Source organism: Streptomyces paromomycinus, from assembly GCF_003865155.1.
In the GTDB taxonomy this organism is placed as follows: domain Bacteria; phylum Actinomycetota; class Actinomycetes; order Streptomycetales; family Streptomycetaceae; genus Streptomyces; species Streptomyces chrestomyceticus.
Window position 1 is genome coordinate 3,758,330 of sequence record NZ_BHZD01000001.1, and the last position, 19,965, is coordinate 3,778,294.

Here is a 19,965-nt window from a genome sequence, read left to right on the forward strand (position 1 = left end):
AGCTCGGCACCTACTACCTGGTCTTGAATTCGACCTTCCCCGTACTCATCCGGAAGTTCCCGCTGGAGTACAGCGTCGGACGGGCCTCGACGTGATTTCCGCTGTACTTTTCCACGTGTCGGATCTGCACACCGCTGGGAACAGTGAAATCAAGCAGGGCGATGGCCACCCAATAGGACAGGTTGCGATTGTTGAAGAGCGGCACCGTCACGGTAGAGCCTCGCCCATCAGTAATCACCGCGCGGGCACCGTAGGACTTGAATAAACCCGTGCCGTTCTCCACGGCGCTGTAGGCACACAAGAGGACGTAACCCTGCAGGTCAGGGCGACGGATCGTGACCGTCTCACGACCGGGCACTCGGGAGTCGCCGTCCAGGGCCATGTAGGGCGCTGCCGAGAGCGAGCCGAGTTGGCGGTAGTAGACGACGCCGTCGGTCTTGTTCGGGCGCTTCCCTTGTGGTGTGACGTGGCTTCGGGGGACGAAAAGGGCGTACAGGTCGAGGTCGGCTCCGGCTTTCCGTCGAGCAGCGCTTCCACCGTTCCACTCAAGGGTTGCCGTGACGACGAGCTCCGGGTCGTCCTTGCGCATGTCGATGGTGGCCCGACCGGCCTTGGACAGTGCGACTTTGCCCAGCGGCACCGCAGGCCGGGGCGTCACTGGGGCAGGCGGGGACGGAGCCTGGGACGGCCCGGGATCATCGACGACGATCCCCACGTCCGCAGCCAGCCCCGCCAATCCCGTGTCCCAGCCCTGGCCTACTGCCCGCGCTTTCCATCCGCCACCTCGTCTGTACAGTTCCACCAGGACGGCCACGGTCTCCGAATTCTTCAGAGGGGGTGGCACGAAACTGATCCGTGCGCCCTCGCAATGGATGACGACCTGTGGGGTGTTACCCGCATCGAAGTGGGTGACGGGGAGCTCCGGATCGATGCTGGCGACAATTGCTATGCGTTCCACCGCAGACGGGACTGTCGCCAGGTTCGCGACGACGGCCTGTCCTTTCACCGCGACGCTGTCCTGGCACCGGTGGTTGTAAAACACGAGATCGTCATCGCTTCGCACCTTGCCGTCCGGCCCGAGGAGGACGGCGGAGACATCGATGCCGACGGACGACGTGAGGGAGACACGGCATGTCCCGGACGTCAGGGGTGCGTTGCCGCCCTTGGTAAGAGTGGTGATCATGTGTGGCCTCTCACGATGGTGTGTACATCGTGCGGCACCGGACTGTTCCGTGTGCGGCGAACACTGATGACCGGTGCGTGGCTTCGGTTGTGAGCCGGCCTGCCGGACGAGGACGGCGGGGCCGAGGGGCAGCCCGGCGGACCGATGGAATGCCCGCTGTGGAAGCCCCCGTCTCACTTTCAGACTGACGGGTCTTTCCGGGCGTCATCGCGCCCCCGAGCCGTCACCCTTTTCTCATGGCGACTTCGGGGGCACGGGGCGGGCAACTCGGTGGACTGCGGCAGTGGTGGGGTGTGCTGGCCGGCGTTTTGTTGATCGCGGCGTGGGTTCATGCCGCGGTGGGGCCGGCTGTGGTGATCGTGCTTTCCGCCGCCGTGTTTCTCTGGAGCTTCTTTCAGGCGCCGATGCCGTGCGGCGCCCCGGTACGCGGACGTCCGGACGGCTGTCGCAACAACGCCTACGGGCTGCTGTTGGGGTGCCACATCCGTCAGCACCGGTGGCAGAAGCTGAAGATGCTGATCGTCCGGCGGCAGGTGCGCGCGTTCTGCGCGGGGCTGTTCTCGGACGGCAAGGCCGTCGTCGTCACGCTGGCCGGGCTGGGGAGCTTCGTCTCAGGGCTCGTCGCCCTGATCCCCGGGGTCGTCGTTCACTGAGCCGGCGTACGTGCCTCGGCCGCCTTCAGGGCTTCGGCGCGGGTGGTGGGGTCGTAGTCGGCGGGGAGGCCGGGGAAGAGGATGACGTCGCCCGCTATGTGGCGGGTGCGCAGGGGGAGGATCTCCTGGTAGGCGTCGGAGTCGTACCAGGCGCGGGCCTCGGCGAGTCCGGGGAACTCCAGCAGGACGAGGCTGCCCGGCCACTCCCCCTCCCGTACCTCCAGCTTGTCGCCGTGGGCGAGGAAGCGCCCGGAGTACGGCGTGAGCGTGGCCTGGATGCGCTCCAGGTACGCGTACACCTCGGGGTGGGGCCTGCGGTCGCGGAGGTGGGCGAAGGCGTAGGCGGGCACGGGTCCTCCGTAAGTCGCTTGTAGAGGCTGGTTCGTTGTTGTCACTGTGGCGGCAGAAGGCGGACGGAGGCCATTACCCCGGGGGTAAGGCCGCGGTGGAGGAGGAAGCGTGGACGGGGAACGGGATGTGTTTGCTGTACGGGTTTCGGTACGGGGGTACGAGACGGACTCGCAGGGGCACCTGAACAGCAGCGTGTACCTGCAGTACGCGGAGCACGCCAGGTGGTCGATGCTGCAGGCGGCCGGAATCCGGCAGAGCGACTTGTTGGCCAAGGGCGTCGGGCCGGTCGTGCTGGAGACCACCGTGCGCTATCTGCGGGAGCTGCGGGCCGGTGACGAGACCGAGGTGACCTGCGCGTTCGAGTGGGGTGCGGGCAAGACGTTCCGGGTGGAGCAGGAGATCCGGCGGGTGGCTGACGCAGTGGTGGCGGCCCGGGTGACGGCGGTGAGCGGGCTGATGGACCTGGAGGCGCGGAAGCTGGTCGGCGAGCCGGTGGAGTACTTCCGGGCGTTGGCGGGGGATGCGGAGGTGCTGGGGACGGGGATGGGGATGGGGGTTTAGCCGGGAAGGCGGGGTTGGGTCGGCGGGGTCGGTTGGGGCGGCTGGGTCGGCTGGGTGGGCCTTTTGAAGACTTCGTGTACGGCCAGGTAGTTCTTGCCGCTGTGGCCCTGGGCGATCGCCTGCTCGACGATCGCCTTCATGAGACGCGGCTGGTCGGAGTGAACGCCCTGTTCCACGCAGGTGCGGGTGATGTGGTCGAGCGCGTGGAGGTTCATCTCCATGGTGCCCGCGTCGCCGGGATGGTCGCCCTGGTCCAGGGCGGGCGCCTGTTCGGTGAGGGTCGCGGTCACCACTGCGGGCATGAACCAGTCGAGGGCGATACCGGCGAACGTGGCCGCCGGGACGTCCGCCGAGCCGACCAGCGCCGTGGCGTGCAAAAAGCCGTTCATGGTCGCGTACATCAGGTCGAGCAGTGCCGTGTTGTACAGCACCGCCAGGCTGGGGTCGGGACCGAGGTACCGGGGGTCGCCCATGCTCGTCAGCGTCGCCCGGTGCTCGTCGAAGACCTGCTGCGCGCCGCTGTAGAGGAAGACGGAGCCGGGGTGCCCGACGAGTGGCGGTGGCACCATGATCGCGCCGTCCAGATAGGCGATGTGCCGTTCGGTCGCCCAATCGAGCGCCGCTCGTGCCTCGTTCGGGGTGCCGGAGTTGAGGTTCAGCAAGGCACGGCCCTGCAAGGCGTCGGCTGCGGAGTCGAGAACCGCGTACATGGTCGCGTAGTCCTTGAGGCACAGGATCGTGGCGGGGCTCGCGGATATCGCTTCGGCGGCCGTCCCCGCGCGGCGGGCACCCTTGGCGACGAGAGTGTCGGCCTTCTCCGGGGTGCGGTTCCAGACAGTGGTGGGGTGGCCGTGTCGCAGCAGCGCCTCGGCGAGGGCGAGCCCCATGGGGCCGAGGCCGATGACGGTAACGGGGGCGGGACGGGCGGGTGCTGATGGGCTGTCGGTCATGCGCCCTGGACTGCTGTCTCACATCGGTGTGAGAGTCAACTGGACGTGGTGGTCGTCACATGCGTATGGGGGAGTTCTCCCGGCGGACCGGGGTCAGCCAACGCTTGCTGCGCTACTACGAGGAGCAGGGGCTGCTCAAGCCGTCGCGGCGGGCGAGCGGATATCGCGAATTCGCGGAAGAGGACATCGCCACCGTCCGGGGCATCCGCATGCTGCTCGGCGCCGGTCTCGGCACCACCACGATCGCCGAACTGATGCCCTGCATGATCGACGACGGGCAGATCCTGGCGCCGGCCTGTTCCGGCATGCTGCCCGACCTGCACCGGGAACGTGAACGCATCGACGAGGCCGTGGCCGGCCTGCTGGCCGCGCGGGAGAAGCTGGACGCCGTCATCGCCGCCACAGTGACGGCCGGGGGTGACGATGACGATCCGGGGGCCTGCTTCGCGGTGAAGCGGTCCGGTGATGTCGCTGCGTCGCCGCTCGGTTCGACGTCCGTCTGACGCTGGTACAGACCTCCGACTGACGCTGGTACGGAGGTCGCTTCGGGGCCGCCGCCGGGGTCAGCCCTCTCGGTGGCCCAGCCGTGCGCGGTCGGCCGCCGCGGCGCCCTGCTCCCAGCCGTCGGCGTCGCGCACGCCCCGCATCCGGACGGCGGCGGTGTCGGGAAACAGTGCGCCTGTGGTCTCCGCCACGGCGACCTCGCGGGCGGCCAGGACCGGGAGGAGGTCCGGGGCGTCGGTGGCGGCCTCGGCGGTGGTCTCTTCGGTGACGGTGGCCAGGCGGGCGCGGATGCGGTCGGCGTAGGCGACGAGGAAGGTCTGGCGGAAGTCGCGGGTACGGCGGGAGCGGCCGCGGCTGTGGTGGGCGTCGCCCGCGCGGTGCATGGCGCCGGTCGCCTGGAGGAGCAGTGACGTGTAGAGGAGTTCGGCGGCCTCCAGGTCGGCTTCGAAGCCGATGAGGGTGGAGAAGCCGACGTCGCCGGACCAGACGGCCTGGCAGCGGTTGGCGGCGGCGACGGCGTCGAGCAGCAGGGCCTTCGCCTGCTCGTACGGGCCTTCGATGCCGATGCGGATGGCGGAAGGGGTGGAGGAGGCGGTGCTCCGGCCGCCGTTCGTGCCCGCACCAGCACCAGCACCAGCACCAGCACCAGCACCAGCACCAGCACCAGCACCAGCACCAGCGTATTCGAGCAGTGCCTCGTCGATGCTGTGCCGCGCCATCAGCTCCTGGGCCTTGGCCGACAGCGCCTCCGCCTCCTCCGGGTAGTCCGTCGCCTCGGCCTTGGCGAGCAGACCGCGGATACGGCCCAGGGTTCGGGACTCGGCGGGTGCGCTCGTGCGTGCCGGACGGGCGGCCGGGAGGGGTGTGATGCGGGGCAGGCGCGCCAGGACGCGCAACGCTGCCAATACGTCGTACGTCGTCTCGAAGCGTGAGCTGCGGCGGCGGTGCGCCAGCTCCTGCATGTAGCGGGTGTCCGACTGCCACCAGGCCTCGGCCCCGAGATCGCGCAGCTGGGCCGCCCAGCGGGGCCCGCGAGCGCGTTCCGCCGCCCGGCCCGCGCGCTGCGCCTCGGCCGCCATCGCGTCCACGACGACGGCGGTACGTGGGCCGCCGCCCGTCTCACGCCGTACGATCCGCTCCAGGTCGGCGGGCTGCCAGCCGCCCTGCCAGCAGCGCCGTACGGCGTCCTCCGCCGCGGCCAGCAGCGCGGCGCTGACGGCTTCCGGGCCTGCGGGGGCCGCCGCCAGCATCGAGGCGCCGGCTTCCAGCGCGTCCTCGGCGGGTGTCCCGTCCTCGGCGTACCGGACGGTGCCGAGTACGGTGCCGACCAGTTCACCGGCCGCCGCCCGGCCGCCCCGCTGCCGCTGTCCGTCGTTGCGCTTGCTCACGTGGTCACGATACGGAGGGCGGGCCCCCGCCTGCGCACCGGCGGGGGCCCGCCCTCGGGGGGACAGGGGGAGCGCTACTTCACGGCGCTGCCCGCCACCCACTCGTTCCAGTCCATGTTCCAGCCGTTGAGGCCGTTGTCCGGCTTGATGGTCTTGTCCGGGGAGTTGACCATGTGGACGACGTCGCCGATCAGCGAGTTCTGGTAGAACCAGGCGCCGTCCGTGCTGGGGTCGCCGGCGCCCTTCACGTCCTCCAGGCCAATGCAGCCGTGGCTGGTGTTGGCGTTGCCGAAGATGCCCTTGCCCCAGTAGTTGCCGTGCAGGAACGTGCCGGAGCTGGACAGCCGCATGGCGTGCGGGACATCGGGGATGTCGTACTCGCCCTTGCCGTCGTTGTTGGTGAAACCGACCGTGGAGCCGTCCATCCGGGTCTGCTGGTACTTCTCCGAGACGACCATCTTGCCGTTGTACGTCGGGTGGTCCTTGCTGCCCGCGGAGATCGGGATGGTCTTGATCGTCTTGCCGTCGCGGACCACGGTCATCTGGTGGGTCTTGGCGTCGACCGTGCTGACCTGGGACCGGCCGATCGTGAAGTTGACCTTCTTGTTCTGGACGCCCTTGACGCCGGGCGCGGCCTCCACGCCGTCCAGCTTCAAATCCACGCTGACCTGGGAATTCGGCTTCCAGTAGTCCTTGGGGCGGAAGTCCAGGCGCTGGTCGCCGAACCAGTGGCCGACGATCTCCTGGTTGCTGCTGGACGCCACCTTGATCGCGGACTGGACGTCCTTCTTGTTCTTCACGGGCTTGTCGAAGTTGACCGACACCGGCATGCCGACGCCGACGGTCGAGCCGTCCTCCGGCGTGTAGTTGCCTATGAAGCTGTTCTTCGGGGAGACCGTGGTGAAGGTCGAGTGCTCCACCGCCTTGCGGCCCTCGCCGTCGGCGGCGTGCGCGGTGATCGTGTACTTGGTCGAGCGCTCCAGCTGCTTCTTCGGCTGCCAGGACTTGCCGTCGGCGGCGAGCGTGCCCTCGACCGGCTTCTTGCTCTCCCCGGCGGTCATCGTGACGTCGGTGAGCTTGCCGCCGTCGACGGTGACCTTGGCGGCGCTGTTGATGCCCGCGTCGGTGGAGCCGTTCTTCGGTTCGATCTTGATCTTGGCTTCCGAGGCGTCCTTCGCCGCCGCCTCGTCGACCTTCTTCGTGTTGTCCTGGCCGCCCCCGTCACCGCCGTCACCGCCACCGCACGCCCCGAGTGTCAGCACACCCCCGAGCAGCGCGGCAGTGGCTATCAGGCCCTTGCGACGCTTGCTGTCCGTCATCACACGATTCTCCATTGCCTTGCTGCCGAACCCGAAAACCCCCGAGCTGGGCGCCGCGCCGCAGACTGCCGGCCGACACCATCAGGAACGCCTGTTCCGTTTCGTCCGTTCCATGCCTGTGGCGGCTGTGGGAAACGCCACGCAATCTCCGTACGGCGCCGGGCGTCGTACGGAGATCGCACGGCGGTCGTACGGAGATCGCATGGCGGTCGGACGGAAAGCGCGTGCCGGTCGTACGGAGATCGCGCGGCGCCGGCCGCGGGCGGTGCCTCAGAAGCGGACGCGCACCCCGTCCGCCGACGTCCCGTCCGCCCCGGCCGTCCCGGGCTCCTCGTCCTCCGGGAAGTCGTCGTCCTCGGCGTCGTGCCCGAGGACCCACTCCGCGTCGGCGTCGTAGTCGATCTCCTCGCTGCTCCAGGACGCCTGCGTCAGCTCCACCCCCGGGACGCCCTCGACCAGGTCGAAGGGGTCCACGAGGTACGCCAGCGCCTCCGCCGGATCGGTCTGGACCGTCTCCCGCGCATGGCCGCGTTCCTCCGCGGGTAGAGAAGGGTCACCGTTGATGTGGTCGAGTGCCGCGCCGGTCAGCCGGTCCGAGTCGGCGACCTCCATGACGAGTTCGACATGGAGCCGGACAAACCGTGATGTCTCGTCGTTGCTCATGTCAGGGAGCGTAAGCACCACCGGCTCCTGACTTCCCCACGACCCGCGGCTGTCACTAACATCTGTTGTCAACGGTCAATTTGCCGAGCCCACAAGGGGGATCGTTTCCGTGCCCGTGACCGCACGTCGACCACTGCTGACCGCCGCAGCCGCGGGATCGGTACTGCTCGCCCTGTGGTTCGTACCGTCCGCGAACGCCACCGTCGAACACGGCGAACGGACGCCGCACGACACCCCCCGGTCGGCCCAGCAGGCCCCGAAGACGCAGTCGCACGCCGCCGCGCGGACCGGTACGGACCAGCAGGGCTCCGCGGCCGCGCAGGGGGCGCTGCTCGCCGACACCGGCGCGTTCGACACCACGCCGTACGTCGTCGGAGGCGCCGCCTTCCTGGGGATCGGCGCCGGTCTGGTCGGCTTCTCCGTCCGCCGCACCCGCGGCGACGCGGCCTGACCGGCCCGGCCCGGCCCCTGCCCGCCTCCCGCCCCGGCCCCGACCTGGCAAAGAAGCGCGGAGAACCGCGCGGATGTCCGGACGGCGGCCCGGCGGAGCGGAAGCGCGAACCGGACGGAGCGGGTCTCACCCGCCCCGCCCGGCCGCCCGCCCCGTCAGGCCAGCTCGCCCGTGACCTCCTCGACCGCCGCGACCAGCCGGCCGTCGCGCACGAACGCGTACGCCGCCTCCAGGTCCGGCGCGAGGAAACGGTCCTCCCCCGGGCCCTGCACCCCCGCGGCCCGTACGGCGTCCAGCACCGCGCGGGTGGCCGGCGCCGGGGTCAGGCCCGCGCGCATCTCCACCGCGCGGGTCGCCGCGTACAGCTCCACGGCGAGCACCCGGGTCAGGTTGTCCACGGCGGTCCGCAGCTTGCGCGCCGCCGACCAGCCCATCGAGACGTGGTCCTCCTGCATCGCGGAGGACGGGATGGAGTCCACCGAGGCGGGCGCCGCCAGCCGCTTCAGCTCGCTGACCAGCGCCGCCTGCGTGTACTGGGCGATCATCAGGCCCGAGTCGACGCCCGGGTCGCCGGCCAGGAAGGCGGGCAGGCCGTGCGAGCGGTTCTTGTCCAGCAGGCGGTCCGTGCGGCGCTCCGCGATGGAGCCGAGGTCGGCCGCGGCGACGGCGAGGAAGTCCAGTACGTACGCGACCGGCGCGCCGTGGAAGTTGCCGTTCGACTCGACCCGGCCGTCCTCCAGCACCACCGGGTTGTCGACGGCGGCGGCCAGCTCGCGGCTCGCGACCAGGCGGGCGTGGTCCAGCGTGTCCCGGCCCGCGCCCGCGACCTGCGGGGCGCAGCGGATGGAGTAGGCGTCCTGGACGCGCGGCGCGTCGTCCTGGTGGTGGCCGGTGAGTCCCGAACCGGCCAGGACCTTGAGCATGTTGGCGGCCGAGGCGGCCTGCCCGGGGTGCGGACGGATGGCGTGCAGCTCGGGCGCGAGCACCTTGTCGGTGCCGAGCAGCGCCTCCAGGGAGAGCGCCGCGGTGATGTCCGCGGTGGTGAAGAGGCGGGCCAGGTCGGCGCAGGCCATGACGAGCATGCCGAGCATGCCGTCGGTGCCGTTCAGGAGGGCCAGGCCCTCCTTCTCGCGCAGTTCGACCGGCGCGATGCCGTGCTCGGCGAGCAGCTCGCCGGCCGGGCGGACGACGCCGTCCGGGCCCTCCGCCTCGCCCTCGCCCATGAGCGTCAGCGCGCAGTGCGACAGCGGCGCGAGGTCGCCGGAGCAGCCGAGCGAGCCGTATTCGTGGACGACCGGGGTGATGCCCGCGTTGAGGATCTCCGCCATCGTGGCGACGACGAGCGGCCGGACGCCCGTACGGCCGGAGGCCAGCGTCTTCAGGCGCAGGAACATCAGCGCGCGGACGACCTCGCGCTCCACCCTCGGGCCCATGCCGGCGGCGTGCGAGCGCACGATGTTGCGCTGGAGCTGGGCGCGCAGCTCCGGGCTGATGTGGCGTACGGCCAGGGCGCCGAAGCCCGTGGAGACGCCGTACACCGGGTCCGGCTTGGCGGCGAGGTCGTCGATGACCGCGCGGGCGGCGGCGACGGCCGCCGTGGCCTCCTCGGACAGCTCGATACGGGCGGCGCCGCGGGCGACGGCGATGACGTCCTGTGCGGTCGTGCCGGACGTCCCCAGCACCACAGTGTGCATATCCATATTCAGGCACCCTAGAGACTGAATCCCTGGATGTCACCACTGGATTTCCGGCTCGGCGGCGGGCGGGGCGAGCACCGTGCGCGGGCGGGCGGGCCGGGCGCGTACGCGGGCGGGCGCCCCGGTCACCGCCGGAAGCGGCGGCGCTCCGTCGACGAGGGGCGTTCCGGGGCGTCGGCCAGGCGGATCACCGGGTCGTCCCTACCGCCGTCCCGGCCCGCCACCACCGGGCCGCGCGAGCCGGAGCCCTTCGCCCGGTACTGGGCGGCGTCCGCCAGCCGGAACAGCCGGCGGGCGGAGCGCACCGGACCGATCGGGTCGCCGGTCGACGCGACGCCGACCGCCACCCCCTCGCCGAGCTCCAGCTCCGCCGCCCGGTCGCACAGCTCGGTGGCCACCTTGGCCACCTCGTCGGCCGACGGGCCCACCGTGAGCAGGCAGAACTCGTCGCCGCCGAGCCGGGCGGCGAGGGCGCCGGGCAGTATGGCGCCGCACAGCGACAGCACCGAGCCGAAACGTTCCAGCAGCCGGTCGCCGACGGCGTGCCCGCACGAGTCGTTCACCCGCTTCAGCCCGTTCAGATCACACACCACCAGGCTCACCACCGCGCCGTCCCGCCGGTGCCGCTCCAGTGCCTCGTCGAGCCGCATGTCCACCGCGCGCCGGTTGGCGAGGCCGGTCAGCGCGTCCGTGAACGCCAGCCGGCGCGCCTCGGCCAGCCGCTCGGTCTGCGCAATCCCGGCCGCCGCGACCGCGGCCAGCACGGTGGCGAAGTCCGCGTCCGCGCGCGTGAAGGCCGGCTCCCCGGCCGAGCGGGCCACGTACAGCTCGCCCCACGCCCGCCCGTGCAGCACGATCGGCGCGACCACGCAGCAGCCGCGGCCCCTGCGGCGCAGCGCGGCCACCCGCTGGTGGTTGTACCGGCCGTCCTGCGGGCCGTCCCCGACGGTCTCCACCCAGGCGTTGGGCTGGCCGCCTCCGGCCCACTGCTCGTGCAGGAAGCCGACGATCTCCGGGAACTCGTGCACCGGGTAGGACTCGTCCTCGGGGCAGGTCACCTCCCCGTCGGCCAGCTCACCGACGTTGACCAGCACCTTCAGCCGGCCCAGCTCCCGCTCCCAGGCCGAGACCGCCGCGAACGAGCCCCCCAGGGCGGCCCGCACCCCGTCCGCGGCGGCCCGCACCGACGCGCGCGGGGTGTGTGCCGCCGCCATCGCCTGCGCGAGTGCCACCACGGCCCGGAGCCTGTCATCGCCGTCACCCGTCACCGGACCTCGCATTCCGTCACCGTGAGCACTACGTGTCACTACAGCGTAGGAATGTTCCACAGCGTCCGCCCTTTCCGACCGGTACCGACCTGTTCCGACCGGGCGGGGCCGGGTACCCCCTACTCCCCCGGCCACTCCGGGCTGCGCTTCTCGACGAAGGCGGCCACGCCCTCCGCCCGGTCCGCCGAGAAGGCGACGCTGCGCCAGGCACCGTCCTCCAGGTCGAGGCCGGTGCGCAGGTCGAGGCCGTGGCCCAGGCGCAGGGCGCGCTTGGCGGCGCGGAGGCCGACCGGGGAGTTGCGGGCGATGCGCCCGGCCAGCTCCAGGGCTTCCGGCGTGTCCCGCGCCTCGTCCACCAGGTGGTCGACCAGCCCCAGCTCCAGCGCCTCCGCCGCGTCCACCCGCCGCCCCGTGAAGATCAGCTCGGCCGCGCGGGCCGCGCCGACCCGCCGCGGCAGCAGCTGCGTACCGCCGCCCCCGGGAATGACGCCCACCGACACCTCGGGCAGCCCGACCACCGCCGTACGGTCCGCCACGATCAGGTCGCAGGACAGCGCCAGCTCGAAGCCGCCGCCGAGCGCGAAGCCGTGCACGGCCGCGACGGTGGGCATCGGCAGCTCCAGGACGCCGGTGTAGGCGGCCCGGGTGCGCGGGCGCTGCCGCATCAGGTCGGCGTCGCTGAAGGAGTTGCGTTCCTTCAGGTCGGCGCCCACGCAGAAGGCCCGCTCGTGGGTGGAGGTGAGGACGGTGACGCGGACGTCCCGGTCGGCGGCGAGCGCGGCGCAGGCGGCGCTGATGCCGTCCGCCATGGCCGTGGACACGGCGTTCATCGCCTTGGGCCGGTCGAGCCGCAGCTCGGCCACGTGTCCGTGCCGGTGTACGCCGACGAAGTCCCCGAAGCGTTGCGTGTCCATGCGGCACCCTCCCTGGTTAACGATCGTTCCGTCACTCTAGTCAGGGGCGCAACAGGCACGTGAGCCTCGAAGCAGGCGGGAGCAGCGGCGTACGGGGATCAGCTGCGGCGGCTGAGGAGCCAGGGCTCGACGACGCCCAGCCCGCGCACCGGCCGTTGCCACATCGGCTGCAGCGCGAAGCGGTACTCGGGCAGCGGCCCGGCCCCGTCCGCGGCCGCCGCGGCGGCGGCCTTGGCGTCGGCCTCGGAGACGGGCGCCTCGCCCGTACGTCCCAGTTCCTCCGCGAACGCCTCGTCCACCAGCACCGTGTCCTTCGGGGCTATCGACGTGAGGCGGCTGGCCAGGTTCACGGTCGTACCGAAGACGTCGCCCATCCGCGTCGTGACCGTGCCGAACGCGATGCCGACGCGCAGCTCCGGCATCGTCTCGTCGTTGGCCATGGTCTCGATGAGGCGCAGGCCGATCTCGGCCGCGGTGCCCGCGTCGTCGGCGGCGAACAGCACCTCGTCGCCGAGCGTCTTGATGAGCCGGCCGCCGTGCGCGGCGACCAGGTCGGCGGCGGTGGTCTCGAACGCCTCGACCAGTTCGCCCAGTTCCTCCTCCTCCAGGCGGCGGGTCAGCCGGGTGAAGCCGACCAGGTCGGCGAAGCCCACCGCGAGGCGCCGGTCGACCATCTCCGCGTCGTCCTGGGCCTGCACGACGCGGCCGGTCGCGGCGGCGAGCTGGCGGCGCCAGACGTAGACGAGGAACTCCTCCAGCTCGGGCAGGAGGAGTTCGACGAGGGGGTAGGTGATCTCCGTACGGGTCAGGCCGGAGTCCTGCGGCTCGGTCAGACCCTCCAGGAAGGAGTCGATCTGCCAGTCGGCGAGGCGGGCCGTGGTCTGCCCGGTGGAGCGGGCCACCTGCACCGCCATCGCCTCGCTGAGCAGTCCGGCCTCCACCAGGCCCGCCAGCCGGCGCAGCGCCAGCACGTCGGCCTCGGTGAGTGCCTTGACCTGGCCGATGTCCGCGAAGCCCATGGCGCGCCAGAAGCGGGAGGCCAGTTCCATGGAGACGCCGGCGCTGCGGGCCGCCTGGAAGGGGGTGTAGCGGCGGTCGGAGCCGAGGATCAGCTGTTCCAGGCGGATGGCGATGGTGTCGTCGTCGGGGCCGTCGCCCGCGCTGTCGGCGCCCGTCCCGTTCGCCGTGCCGGACGCGGGGCCGGTCCGGTCGGCGCCGCCGGTCCCGTCCGTCCCATCGGCGCCGCCGGTCCCGTCCGCCCCGTGGGCAGCGGCGGGCTCGGGCGTGCCGTCGGCGCGCGCCGTGCCGTCCGCAGGCGCCGAGTCCCCCTCACGTGGAGCGGCCCCCGTCTCACGAGGGGCGATGTCCGCTTCGCGCGGGCCGGCGCCCGAGTCGTCGGCGGTCACCGCTCGCTCCCTGTCCGTTCCCTGCGCACTGCCCTTCCGATCACTTCTCGCTCGTTCGCCCGCTCCACGGCGGACGGCCTCAACGATACGGCAGGTGTGCTCTGGCTCACTCTCACGCCTCGGCGCTATCGCCCCGATCGACACATAAGTGCGATTGCTCCCGAGGTTTCTTGACCAGGATCTGATCATTCCTGATCGCGATGTGGACGGGAGGGGGATCAGTGGCGCGCAGAGGCCCGGCGCGCCACAGTCACCGTACGAAAGCACCCGGCATCCCGCCCCGCCGGTTGGACGGCAGTTGGACGGAGACCGGGCGGGCCCCGTCCGGCACGCCCGCCGCTACTCCTGCACCGCCGGCCGTACGTGCACGATGTCCCCCGCGGCGACCGGCCGCTGCATGCCCTCCTCCGTGGCCAGCACCAGCCGCCCGTCACCGTCGATGGCCACCGCCTCGCCGAGCAGGGCCCGGTCGCCGGGCAGTTCGGCACGCACCTGACGGCCGAGCGTGGCGCACCCGGCCGCGTACGCGTCCTGGAGGCGGCAGGCCGCCGCGTCGCCGTCCGCCGCGGTCCACTGCCCGTACCAGTCCTCGACCGACCGCAGTACGGCCCGCAGCACCGGGTCCCGGTCGGTCACCTCGGCGCCGGCCAGGGCGAGCGAACCGGCACCGGGTACGGGCAGCTCGTCGGCGCGCAGGGTGACGTTGAGGCCGATGCCGACGACCACGCCGTCGCCGGCGCGTTCCGCGAGGATGCCGCCCGCCTTGCGCTCTTCGTCACCGATGGTCACCAGCAGGTCGTTGGGCCACTTCAGGGCGGTGTCCACGCCCGCGACGCGGGCCACCGCGCTGGCGGTCGCCACCCCGGCGAGCAGCGGCAGCCAGCCCCAGCGCTCCGGGGGGACCCTCGGGGTGAGGTAGAAGGAGAAGAAAAGGCCGGAGCGCGGCGGCGCCGACCACCTGCGGTCCAGTCGGCCGCGCGCGGCCGACTGCTCCTCGGCGACGAGGACGGTCCCCTCGGCCAGCCCTTCCGCGGCGCGCGCGGCGAGGTCGGTGTTGGTCGAGCCGGTCGCCGGCACGACGTCGAGGCCGGTCCAGAGCGAACCGGGGCGCAGCAGGGCGCGCCGCAGTGCCGTCCCGTTCAGCGGCGGCCGGTCCAGGTCGGACCAGCGCCCGCCGGAACCCGCCTCCGGTCCCGGTCCGGTGCGCGCCGCGTCGCCGTCGCCGCCGCCCGGGCGGTCTTTGTCCTGGTTTTCCGGTGGTTGAGACGTCATGGCCCCAGCCTAGGTGTGGTCAACGACGCAGTGCCGCTGAGCAGTCCCGCCGATACGCTACGAAGCGGTAGCCAACCCCGTTCAACCCCCGTACACCCTCGTACGACGTACCACCCCCCGTACGAGCACCAGTCCAGGACGAGCAGGAGCCGCATCCCGATGTCCGAGCCGGAAGCACACATCACCACGACCGCGGGCAAACTGGCCGATCTTCAGCGCAGGATCGAGGAGGCCACCCACGCCGGGTCCGCGCGGGCCGTGGAAAAGCAGCACGCGAAGGGCAAGCTGACGGCGCGTGAGCGCGTGGAGCTGCTCCTCGACGAGGGCTCGTTCGTCGAGCTGGACGAGTTCGCGCGGCACCGTTCGACCAACTTCGGGCTGGAGAAGAACCGGCCGTACGGCGACGGCGTGGTGACCGGTTACGGCACCGTCGACGGCCGCACGGTCTGCGTGTACTCGCAGGACTTCACCATCTTCGGCGGTTCGCTGGGCGAGGTCTACGGCGAGAAGATCGTCAAGGTGATGGACTTCGCCCTGAAGAACGGCTGCCCGGTCGTCGGCATCAACGACGGCGGCGGCGCCCGTATCCAGGAGGGCGTCGCGGCCCTCGGCCTGTTCGCGGAGATCTTCCGCCGCAATGTGCACGCCTCCGGCGTGATCCCGCAGATCTCGCTGATCGTCGGCCCGTGCGCGGGCGGCGCGGTCTACTCCCCCGCCATCACCGACTTCACGGTCATGGTCGACCAGACCTCGCACATGTTCATCACCGGACCCGACGTCATCAAGACCGTCACCGGCGAGGACGTGGGCTTCGAGGAGCTGGGCGGCGCGCGGACGCACAACAGCACCTCGGGCGTCGCGCACCACATGGCGGGTGACGAGAAGGACGCCATCGAGTACGTCAAGGCGCTGCTGTCCTACCTGCCCTCCAACAACCTCTCCGAGCCGCCCGCCTTCCCCGAGGAGGCCGACCTGGAGACCTCGGAGTACGACCGCGAGCTGGACACGCTGATCCCGGACTCGGCGAACCAGCCGTACGACATGCACACCGCCATCGAGCACGTCCTCGACGACGGCGAGTTCCTGGAGACGCAGGCGCTCTTCGCGCCGAACATGGTGACCGGCTTCGGCCGGGTGGAGGGCCACGCGGTCGGTGTGGTCGCCAACCAGCCGATGCAGTTCGCGGGCACGCTGGACATCAACGCGAGCGAGAAGGCCGCACGGTTCGTGCGCACCTGCGACGCGTTCAACGTGCCGGTGCTGACGTTCGTGGACGTACCGGGCTTCCTGCCGGGTACGGACCAGGAATGGGACGGCATCATCCGGCGCGGCGCCAAGCTGATCTACGCCTACGCGGAGGCGACGGTTCCGCTGATCACCGTGATCACCCGCAAGGCGTTCGGCGGCGCGTACGACGTCATGGGCTCCAAGCACCTGGGCGCGGACCTGAACCTGGCCTGGCCGACCGCGCAGATCGCGGTCATGGGCGCACAGGGCGCGGTCAACATCCTGCACCGCCGCACGCTCGCCGCGATCGAGGACCAGGACGCGCAGGACACCCGCCGCCAGGAGCTGATCCAGGAGTACGAGGACGCGTTGCTCAACCCGTACGTGGCGGCCGAGCGCGGCTACGTCGACGCGGTGATCATGCCCTCGGAGACCCGCCGGCACATCGTCCGCGGGCTGCGCACGCTGCGCAACAAGCGCGAGTCGCTGCCCCCGAAGAAGCACGGCAACATCCCGCTGTAGGGCCGTCCGTGCCCGCCGCAATCCCCCTCCAGGAGGTCGGTTGACCATGATCAAGGTCGTCCGGGGCAACCCCACACCCGAGGAGCTGGCCGCCGCACTGGCGGTGGTCCGCACCCGCGCGGCGGCGGCCGCTGCCGCCGCCTCCGCCGCGCCCGGCACGGAACGTACGGACGAATGGGCCGACCCGGCGTCCACGATCCCGCGCCGCCGGCTGCCGCACCCGGGCCCGCGGGCCTGGCGTACGAGCTACTGGCCGCGCTGAGCCGTGTCGGCAGGGCGCTCCTGAGGTCTCTTCGCGGCGCCCTGGTCCATCCGCCCGACGGCGCTTGAGTACGCGTACTCAGGCGCCGTCGGCGTTCCCGGCGCAGGATCGAAGGATGCTGTGGTCCGATCCGCCCGACGAGCCTCCCGAGGAGCTGCGCCAGGTACAGGCGATGCTCCGCCGGATGGGCATCGTGCTGGCCGTGGCCGCGGTGGTGCTGATGGTGATGCTGGTCGGCGGGGCCTGACCGGGCCTCCCGTCCGGACACGGCCCGCGATCAGGAGCGGTCTCCGCGGCGACAGGCCCGGGCACGCGCCTCACGAATTCGGACGAAGAGGACCAGCTCACAGACCCCGCCTGCAACCGCCACCCCCAGTTGGGACATCCTTTACCCCTGAAGGCCGCAATCCGGGCGCCCGTACGGCCGGTCCCGCGCGGCACCGCGCCGTACGGGCATGGGGAGTGGAGAGCGATGAACAGGCCGCTGAGACACATAGCCGTCTTCTGCGGAGTGCTGGTGCTGGCGCTGCTGGTGCGCGTCACCTGGGTCCAGTTCGTCCAGGCGGACTCGCTGGCGAACGACGACAACAACCGCCGGGTGAAGATCGAGGCGTTCTCCTACCCGCGCGGCAACATCATCGTCAACGGCAAGCCGATCACCGGCTCGGTCGAGACGACCGGCGACTTCAAGTACAAGCGGGTCTACAAGGACGGCCCGATGTACGCGCCCATCACCGGCTACGCCTCGCAGTCGCAGGGCAGCACGTTCCTGGAGGGCGTCTACAAGGACATCCTCAGCGGCAAGGACGACAAGCTCTTCCTCAAGCGCGCCAAGGACATCCTGACCGGGGAGAAGCCGCGCGGCGGCGACGTGCTGACGACCATCAGCGAGAAGGCGCAGCGAACCGCGTACAAGAGCCTGACCGACCTCAAGGCCAAGGGCGCGGTGGTCGCCCTCGAACCGGCCACCGGCAAGATCCTCGCCATGGCGAGCACACCGTCCTACGACCCCTCCGTCTTCGCGGGCAGCTCCTTCAAGGAGGGCGACAGGTACACCGCCCTCATCAAGGACAAGACCAAGCCGATGAACAACCGGGCGTCGCTGGAGATCTACCCGCCCGGCTCCACGTTCAAGATCCTCACCGCGGCCGCGGCCCTGGAGCACGGCGTGGTCCCGGACATCGACACCCCGGTGCAGGCCCCGGTGCCCTACACGCTGCCCCAGACCTCCACCAAGGTCGGCAACGACATCGCCTCCGCGCCGTGCGCGAACGCGTCCCTCAAGGTCGGCATGCAGTGGTCCTGCAACAACACCTACCTGGAGGCGGCGAACCGGCTCGGCAAGGACAAGATGCGCGAGACGGCGGAGAAGTTCGGCTTCAACCAGAAGCTCTTCACCCCGGTCCGTACGGCCACCAGCGGCTACCCCGAGAAGCTGGACAAGCCGCAGACCGCGCTGACCGGCATGGGCCAGGGCAGCCTGACCAGCACGCCGCTGCAGATGGCCATGGTCGTCGCCGGGCTCGCCAACAACGGCAAGGTCATGCAGCCGTACCTGGTCGAGGAGACCCGCGGTCCGGACCTGTCGACGATCGAGAAGTTCGAGCCCAAGGAGCTGAACCAGGCCGTCTCCGAGGACACCGCCAAGAAGGTCCAGCAGATGATGGAGAACACCGCGGAGAACGGCACGGCGAAGAAGGCGCTGATCGACGGCGTCAAGGTCGGCGCCAAGACCGGTACCGCGCAGCACGGCGCGGACGTCCGCGACGAGCGCCCGTACGCCTGGTTCGTCTCGTACGCCAAGCAGGGCAACGGCTCGCCGGTCGCGGTCGCGGTCTTCGTGGACCCGTCCGACATGGACATGCCGCGCTCGGAGATCGCCGGTGGCAAGCTGGGCGGCCCGATCGCCAAGAAGGTCATGGAGGCCGTGCTCGACAAGTGAGCGGCGGCAGGTACGGAGCGGGGCGGGCGCCGGACGGTGCCCGCCCCGCTCCGTACGATGGCGGGCATGACCGTTCAGCCCGGCACCGCCGCCCGCCGTCTCGTCCTCGCTTCCCAGTCCCCCGCCCGCCTCGGCCTGCTGCGCCAGGCCGGGCTCGCACCCGAGGTCGTCGTCAGCGGCGTGGACGAGGACGCGATCACCGCGGACTCCCCCGCCGAGCTGGCCCGGGTGCTCGCCGAGGCGAAGGCCGCCGCGGTGGCCGCGCGGCCTGAGACCGCCGGCGCCCTCGTCGTCGGCTGCGACTCGGTGCTGGAGCTGGACGGCCGGGCGCTCGGCAAGCCCGCCGACGCGGAGGACGCGACCGCCCGCTGGAAGTCGATGCGCGGCCGTTCCGGGGTCCTCCAGACCGGCCACTGCGTGATCGACACGGCGGCGGGGGGCCGCCGGGTGTCGGCCACCGCGTCCACCACCGTCCGCTTCGGCGAGCCGAGCGACACGGAGATCGCCGCGTACGTGGCCTCCGGCGAACCCCTGTACGTGGCGGGCGCCTTCACGCTGGACGGCCGGTCGGCGCCGTTCATCGACGGCATCGACGGCGACCCCGGCAACGTCATCGGCCTGTCCCTGCCGCTGCTGCGGCGCCTGCTGGCCGATCTGGATGTCGCGATCACTGATCTCTGGGCGTGAGGACGCGGGCCACGGCCACTGTTGCCGCGCCGCCGGCGCGCGTAACATACATACATGGATGTACGTAAGAGTGCGGGGGCGGCGGACGGCACGTCGCCGCCCCGCACCACCCAGGCCGACCGCCGGGCGCGCACCCGCGCGGCGCTCCTGGAATCCGCCGCCCGGGGGCTGTCCCGCTACGGCTACGGCAACCTCCGCCTCGAACAGGTCGCCCAGGACGCCGGATACACCCGCGGCGCGCTCTACCACCAGTTCACGGGCAAGCAGGACCTGGCGCTGGCGGTGACCGAGTGGGTGCTGGACACCTGGTGGCAGGAGGTCGGCCGGCACGTCGAGCAGGAGCGGGACCCGCTCGCGGCGCTGCTCACCCTGGCGCGCGGGCACGCCGTGTACTGCCGCCGGGACATCGCCCGTGTGGCGATGGCGCTGCGGCTGGAGTTCGCCGGACAGGACGACCACCCCGTGGGGCGCGCGATCGAGGAGGGCTACCGCAGGCTCGTCGAGCGCTGCACCGGCCTGGTCACCGCCGCCCGCACGGCGGGCGCGCTGCCGGACGGTCCGCCGCCCCGCACCCTCGCGCTCGCCTTCGTCGGCGCGGTCGAGGGCACGTCGATCGCCCTGTCCGGCCAGGCCCCGCACGACGAGTCGCTGGTCGCCGGTGCCGCGGCCGGCGCGCTCGGGCTCCCGTACGCACCCGGCGACCCCGCGGGCACGGCCCGCACCCCGTACTCACAGGCAACGTGAA

At 71.5% G+C, this 19,965-nt stretch carries 21 protein-coding genes; 10 read left to right on the forward strand and 11 right to left on the reverse strand.

The annotated features are described in order from the left end of the window. Window positions 1-13: 13 nt before the first annotated feature. Window positions 14-1,183, reverse strand: coding sequence for a TerD family protein (locus OEIGOIKO_RS15350; RefSeq protein WP_125054530.1), 1,170 nt, complete (start codon window positions 1,181-1,183; stop codon window positions 14-16). A 236-nt stretch (window positions 1,184-1,419) separates the two neighbouring features. Here OEIGOIKO_RS15350 and OEIGOIKO_RS15355 point away from each other — a divergent pair, with 236 nt between their 5' ends. Further along, the gene (locus OEIGOIKO_RS15355; protein ID WP_125054531.1) at window positions 1,420-1,836 is read left to right on the forward strand and encodes a hypothetical protein; all 417 of its coding nucleotides are present in this window, start codon (window positions 1,420-1,422) and stop codon (window positions 1,834-1,836) included. Here OEIGOIKO_RS15355 and OEIGOIKO_RS15360 read toward each other — a convergent pair. Further along, entirely contained in the window at window positions 1,830-2,186 is a 357-nt protein-coding gene (locus tag OEIGOIKO_RS15360) for a DUF1330 domain-containing protein (RefSeq protein ID WP_125054532.1), read from the reverse strand. The two genes, OEIGOIKO_RS15355 and OEIGOIKO_RS15360, sit on opposite strands and share 7 nt — an antisense overlap. Before the next feature lie 109 nt (window positions 2,187-2,295). Here OEIGOIKO_RS15360 and OEIGOIKO_RS15365 point away from each other — a divergent pair, with 109 nt between their 5' ends. Beyond that, window positions 2,296-2,748: an acyl-CoA thioesterase gene (locus OEIGOIKO_RS15365; RefSeq protein WP_125054533.1), complete on the forward strand. Its 453-nt coding sequence runs from the start codon at window positions 2,296-2,298 to the stop codon at window positions 2,746-2,748. Here the strand turns inward: OEIGOIKO_RS15365 and OEIGOIKO_RS15370 are convergent. Continuing rightward, complete coding sequence (locus OEIGOIKO_RS15370; RefSeq protein WP_125054534.1) at window positions 2,745-3,698, reverse strand: NAD(P)-dependent oxidoreductase; 954 nt, start codon at window positions 3,696-3,698, stop codon at window positions 2,745-2,747. The genes OEIGOIKO_RS15365 and OEIGOIKO_RS15370 overlap by 4 nt on opposite strands. A 59-nt stretch (window positions 3,699-3,757) precedes the next feature. Here OEIGOIKO_RS15370 and OEIGOIKO_RS15375 point away from each other — a divergent pair, with 59 nt between their 5' ends. Continuing rightward, the gene (locus OEIGOIKO_RS15375; RefSeq protein ID WP_125054535.1) at window positions 3,758-4,201 is read left to right on the forward strand and encodes a MerR family transcriptional regulator; all 444 of its coding nucleotides are present in this window, start codon (window positions 3,758-3,760) and stop codon (window positions 4,199-4,201) included. Window positions 4,202-4,261: 60 nt separating this feature from the next. Here OEIGOIKO_RS15375 and OEIGOIKO_RS15380 read toward each other — a convergent pair whose 3' ends face one another. From OEIGOIKO_RS15380 to OEIGOIKO_RS15390, 3 genes are all read right to left on the reverse strand, one after another. Next, entirely contained in the window at window positions 4,262-5,590 is a 1,329-nt protein-coding gene (locus tag OEIGOIKO_RS15380; protein ID WP_125054536.1) for a DUF2786 domain-containing protein, read from the reverse strand. A gap of 74 nt (window positions 5,591-5,664) precedes the next feature. Continuing rightward, window positions 5,665-6,909: a L,D-transpeptidase gene (locus OEIGOIKO_RS15385; protein WP_125054537.1), complete on the reverse strand. Its 1,245-nt coding sequence runs from the start codon at window positions 6,907-6,909 to the stop codon at window positions 5,665-5,667. A gap of 270 nt (window positions 6,910-7,179) precedes the next feature. Then, window positions 7,180-7,572 (reverse strand): hypothetical protein, encoded by a 393-nt coding sequence (locus tag OEIGOIKO_RS15390; protein ID WP_125054538.1) that lies wholly within the window; start codon window positions 7,570-7,572, stop codon window positions 7,180-7,182. Between the two features lie 115 nt (window positions 7,573-7,687). Between OEIGOIKO_RS15390 and OEIGOIKO_RS15395 the strand changes: the two genes are divergently transcribed. Continuing rightward, window positions 7,688-8,023, forward strand: coding sequence for a hypothetical protein (locus tag OEIGOIKO_RS15395; RefSeq protein WP_170251708.1), 336 nt, complete (start codon window positions 7,688-7,690; stop codon window positions 8,021-8,023). Between the two features lie 155 nt (window positions 8,024-8,178). On the opposite strand, the gene hutH is transcribed toward OEIGOIKO_RS15395, so the two are convergent. From hutH to OEIGOIKO_RS15420, 5 genes are all read right to left on the reverse strand, one after another. Then, on the reverse strand, window positions 8,179-9,723 hold the full coding sequence (gene hutH, locus OEIGOIKO_RS15400) for a histidine ammonia-lyase (protein ID WP_125054540.1): 1,545 nt from the start codon (window positions 9,721-9,723) through the stop codon (window positions 8,179-8,181). Window positions 9,724-9,845: 122 nt separating this feature from the next. Next, window positions 9,846-11,000, reverse strand: coding sequence for a GGDEF domain-containing protein (locus OEIGOIKO_RS15405; RefSeq protein ID WP_125054541.1), 1,155 nt, complete (start codon window positions 10,998-11,000; stop codon window positions 9,846-9,848). 107 nt (window positions 11,001-11,107) lie between these two features. Beyond that, complete coding sequence (locus OEIGOIKO_RS15410) at window positions 11,108-11,902, reverse strand: enoyl-CoA hydratase/isomerase family protein (protein ID WP_125054542.1); 795 nt, start codon at window positions 11,900-11,902, stop codon at window positions 11,108-11,110. Window positions 11,903-12,000: 98 nt separating this feature from the next. Continuing rightward, window positions 12,001-13,308, reverse strand: coding sequence for an adenylate/guanylate cyclase domain-containing protein (locus tag OEIGOIKO_RS15415; protein ID WP_125054543.1), 1,308 nt, complete (start codon window positions 13,306-13,308; stop codon window positions 12,001-12,003). Window positions 13,309-13,647: 339 nt separating this feature from the next. After that, window positions 13,648-14,580 (reverse strand): biotin--[acetyl-CoA-carboxylase] ligase, encoded by a 933-nt coding sequence (locus tag OEIGOIKO_RS15420; protein WP_125054544.1) that lies wholly within the window; start codon window positions 14,578-14,580, stop codon window positions 13,648-13,650. 159 nt (window positions 14,581-14,739) lie between these two features. Between OEIGOIKO_RS15420 and OEIGOIKO_RS15425 the strand changes: the two genes are divergently transcribed. The 6 genes from OEIGOIKO_RS15425 to OEIGOIKO_RS15445 all read left to right on the forward strand — a co-directional run bounded on the left by OEIGOIKO_RS15425 (window position 14,740) and on the right by OEIGOIKO_RS15445 (window position 19,964). Further along, a complete protein-coding gene (locus tag OEIGOIKO_RS15425) occupies window positions 14,740-16,329 on the forward strand; it encodes an acyl-CoA carboxylase subunit beta (protein WP_125054545.1) in 1,590 nt (529 codons plus the stop codon). 46 nt (window positions 16,330-16,375) lie between these two features. Then, window positions 16,376-16,591 carry an acyl-CoA carboxylase subunit epsilon gene (locus OEIGOIKO_RS15430; RefSeq protein ID WP_030020617.1) on the forward strand — a complete coding sequence of 72 codons (216 nt, stop codon included), beginning with the start codon at window positions 16,376-16,378 and terminating at the stop codon, window positions 16,589-16,591. A gap of 115 nt (window positions 16,592-16,706) precedes the next feature. Then, complete coding sequence (mmpB, locus tag OEIGOIKO_RS43515; protein ID WP_003981923.1) at window positions 16,707-16,838, forward strand: morphogenic membrane protein MmpB; 132 nt, start codon at window positions 16,707-16,709, stop codon at window positions 16,836-16,838. A 225-nt stretch (window positions 16,839-17,063) separates the two neighbouring features. After that, window positions 17,064-18,533 carry a peptidoglycan D,D-transpeptidase FtsI family protein gene (locus tag OEIGOIKO_RS15435; RefSeq protein ID WP_125054546.1) on the forward strand — a complete coding sequence of 490 codons (1,470 nt, stop codon included), beginning with the start codon at window positions 17,064-17,066 and terminating at the stop codon, window positions 18,531-18,533. A 66-nt stretch (window positions 18,534-18,599) separates the two neighbouring features. Continuing rightward, window positions 18,600-19,220, forward strand: coding sequence for a nucleoside triphosphate pyrophosphatase (locus OEIGOIKO_RS15440; RefSeq protein ID WP_125054547.1), 621 nt, complete (start codon window positions 18,600-18,602; stop codon window positions 19,218-19,220). 54 nt (window positions 19,221-19,274) lie between these two features. Beyond that, complete coding sequence (locus OEIGOIKO_RS15445; protein ID WP_125054548.1) at window positions 19,275-19,964, forward strand: TetR/AcrR family transcriptional regulator; 690 nt, start codon at window positions 19,275-19,277, stop codon at window positions 19,962-19,964. The last annotated feature ends 1 nt before the right edge of the window (window position 19,965 follow it).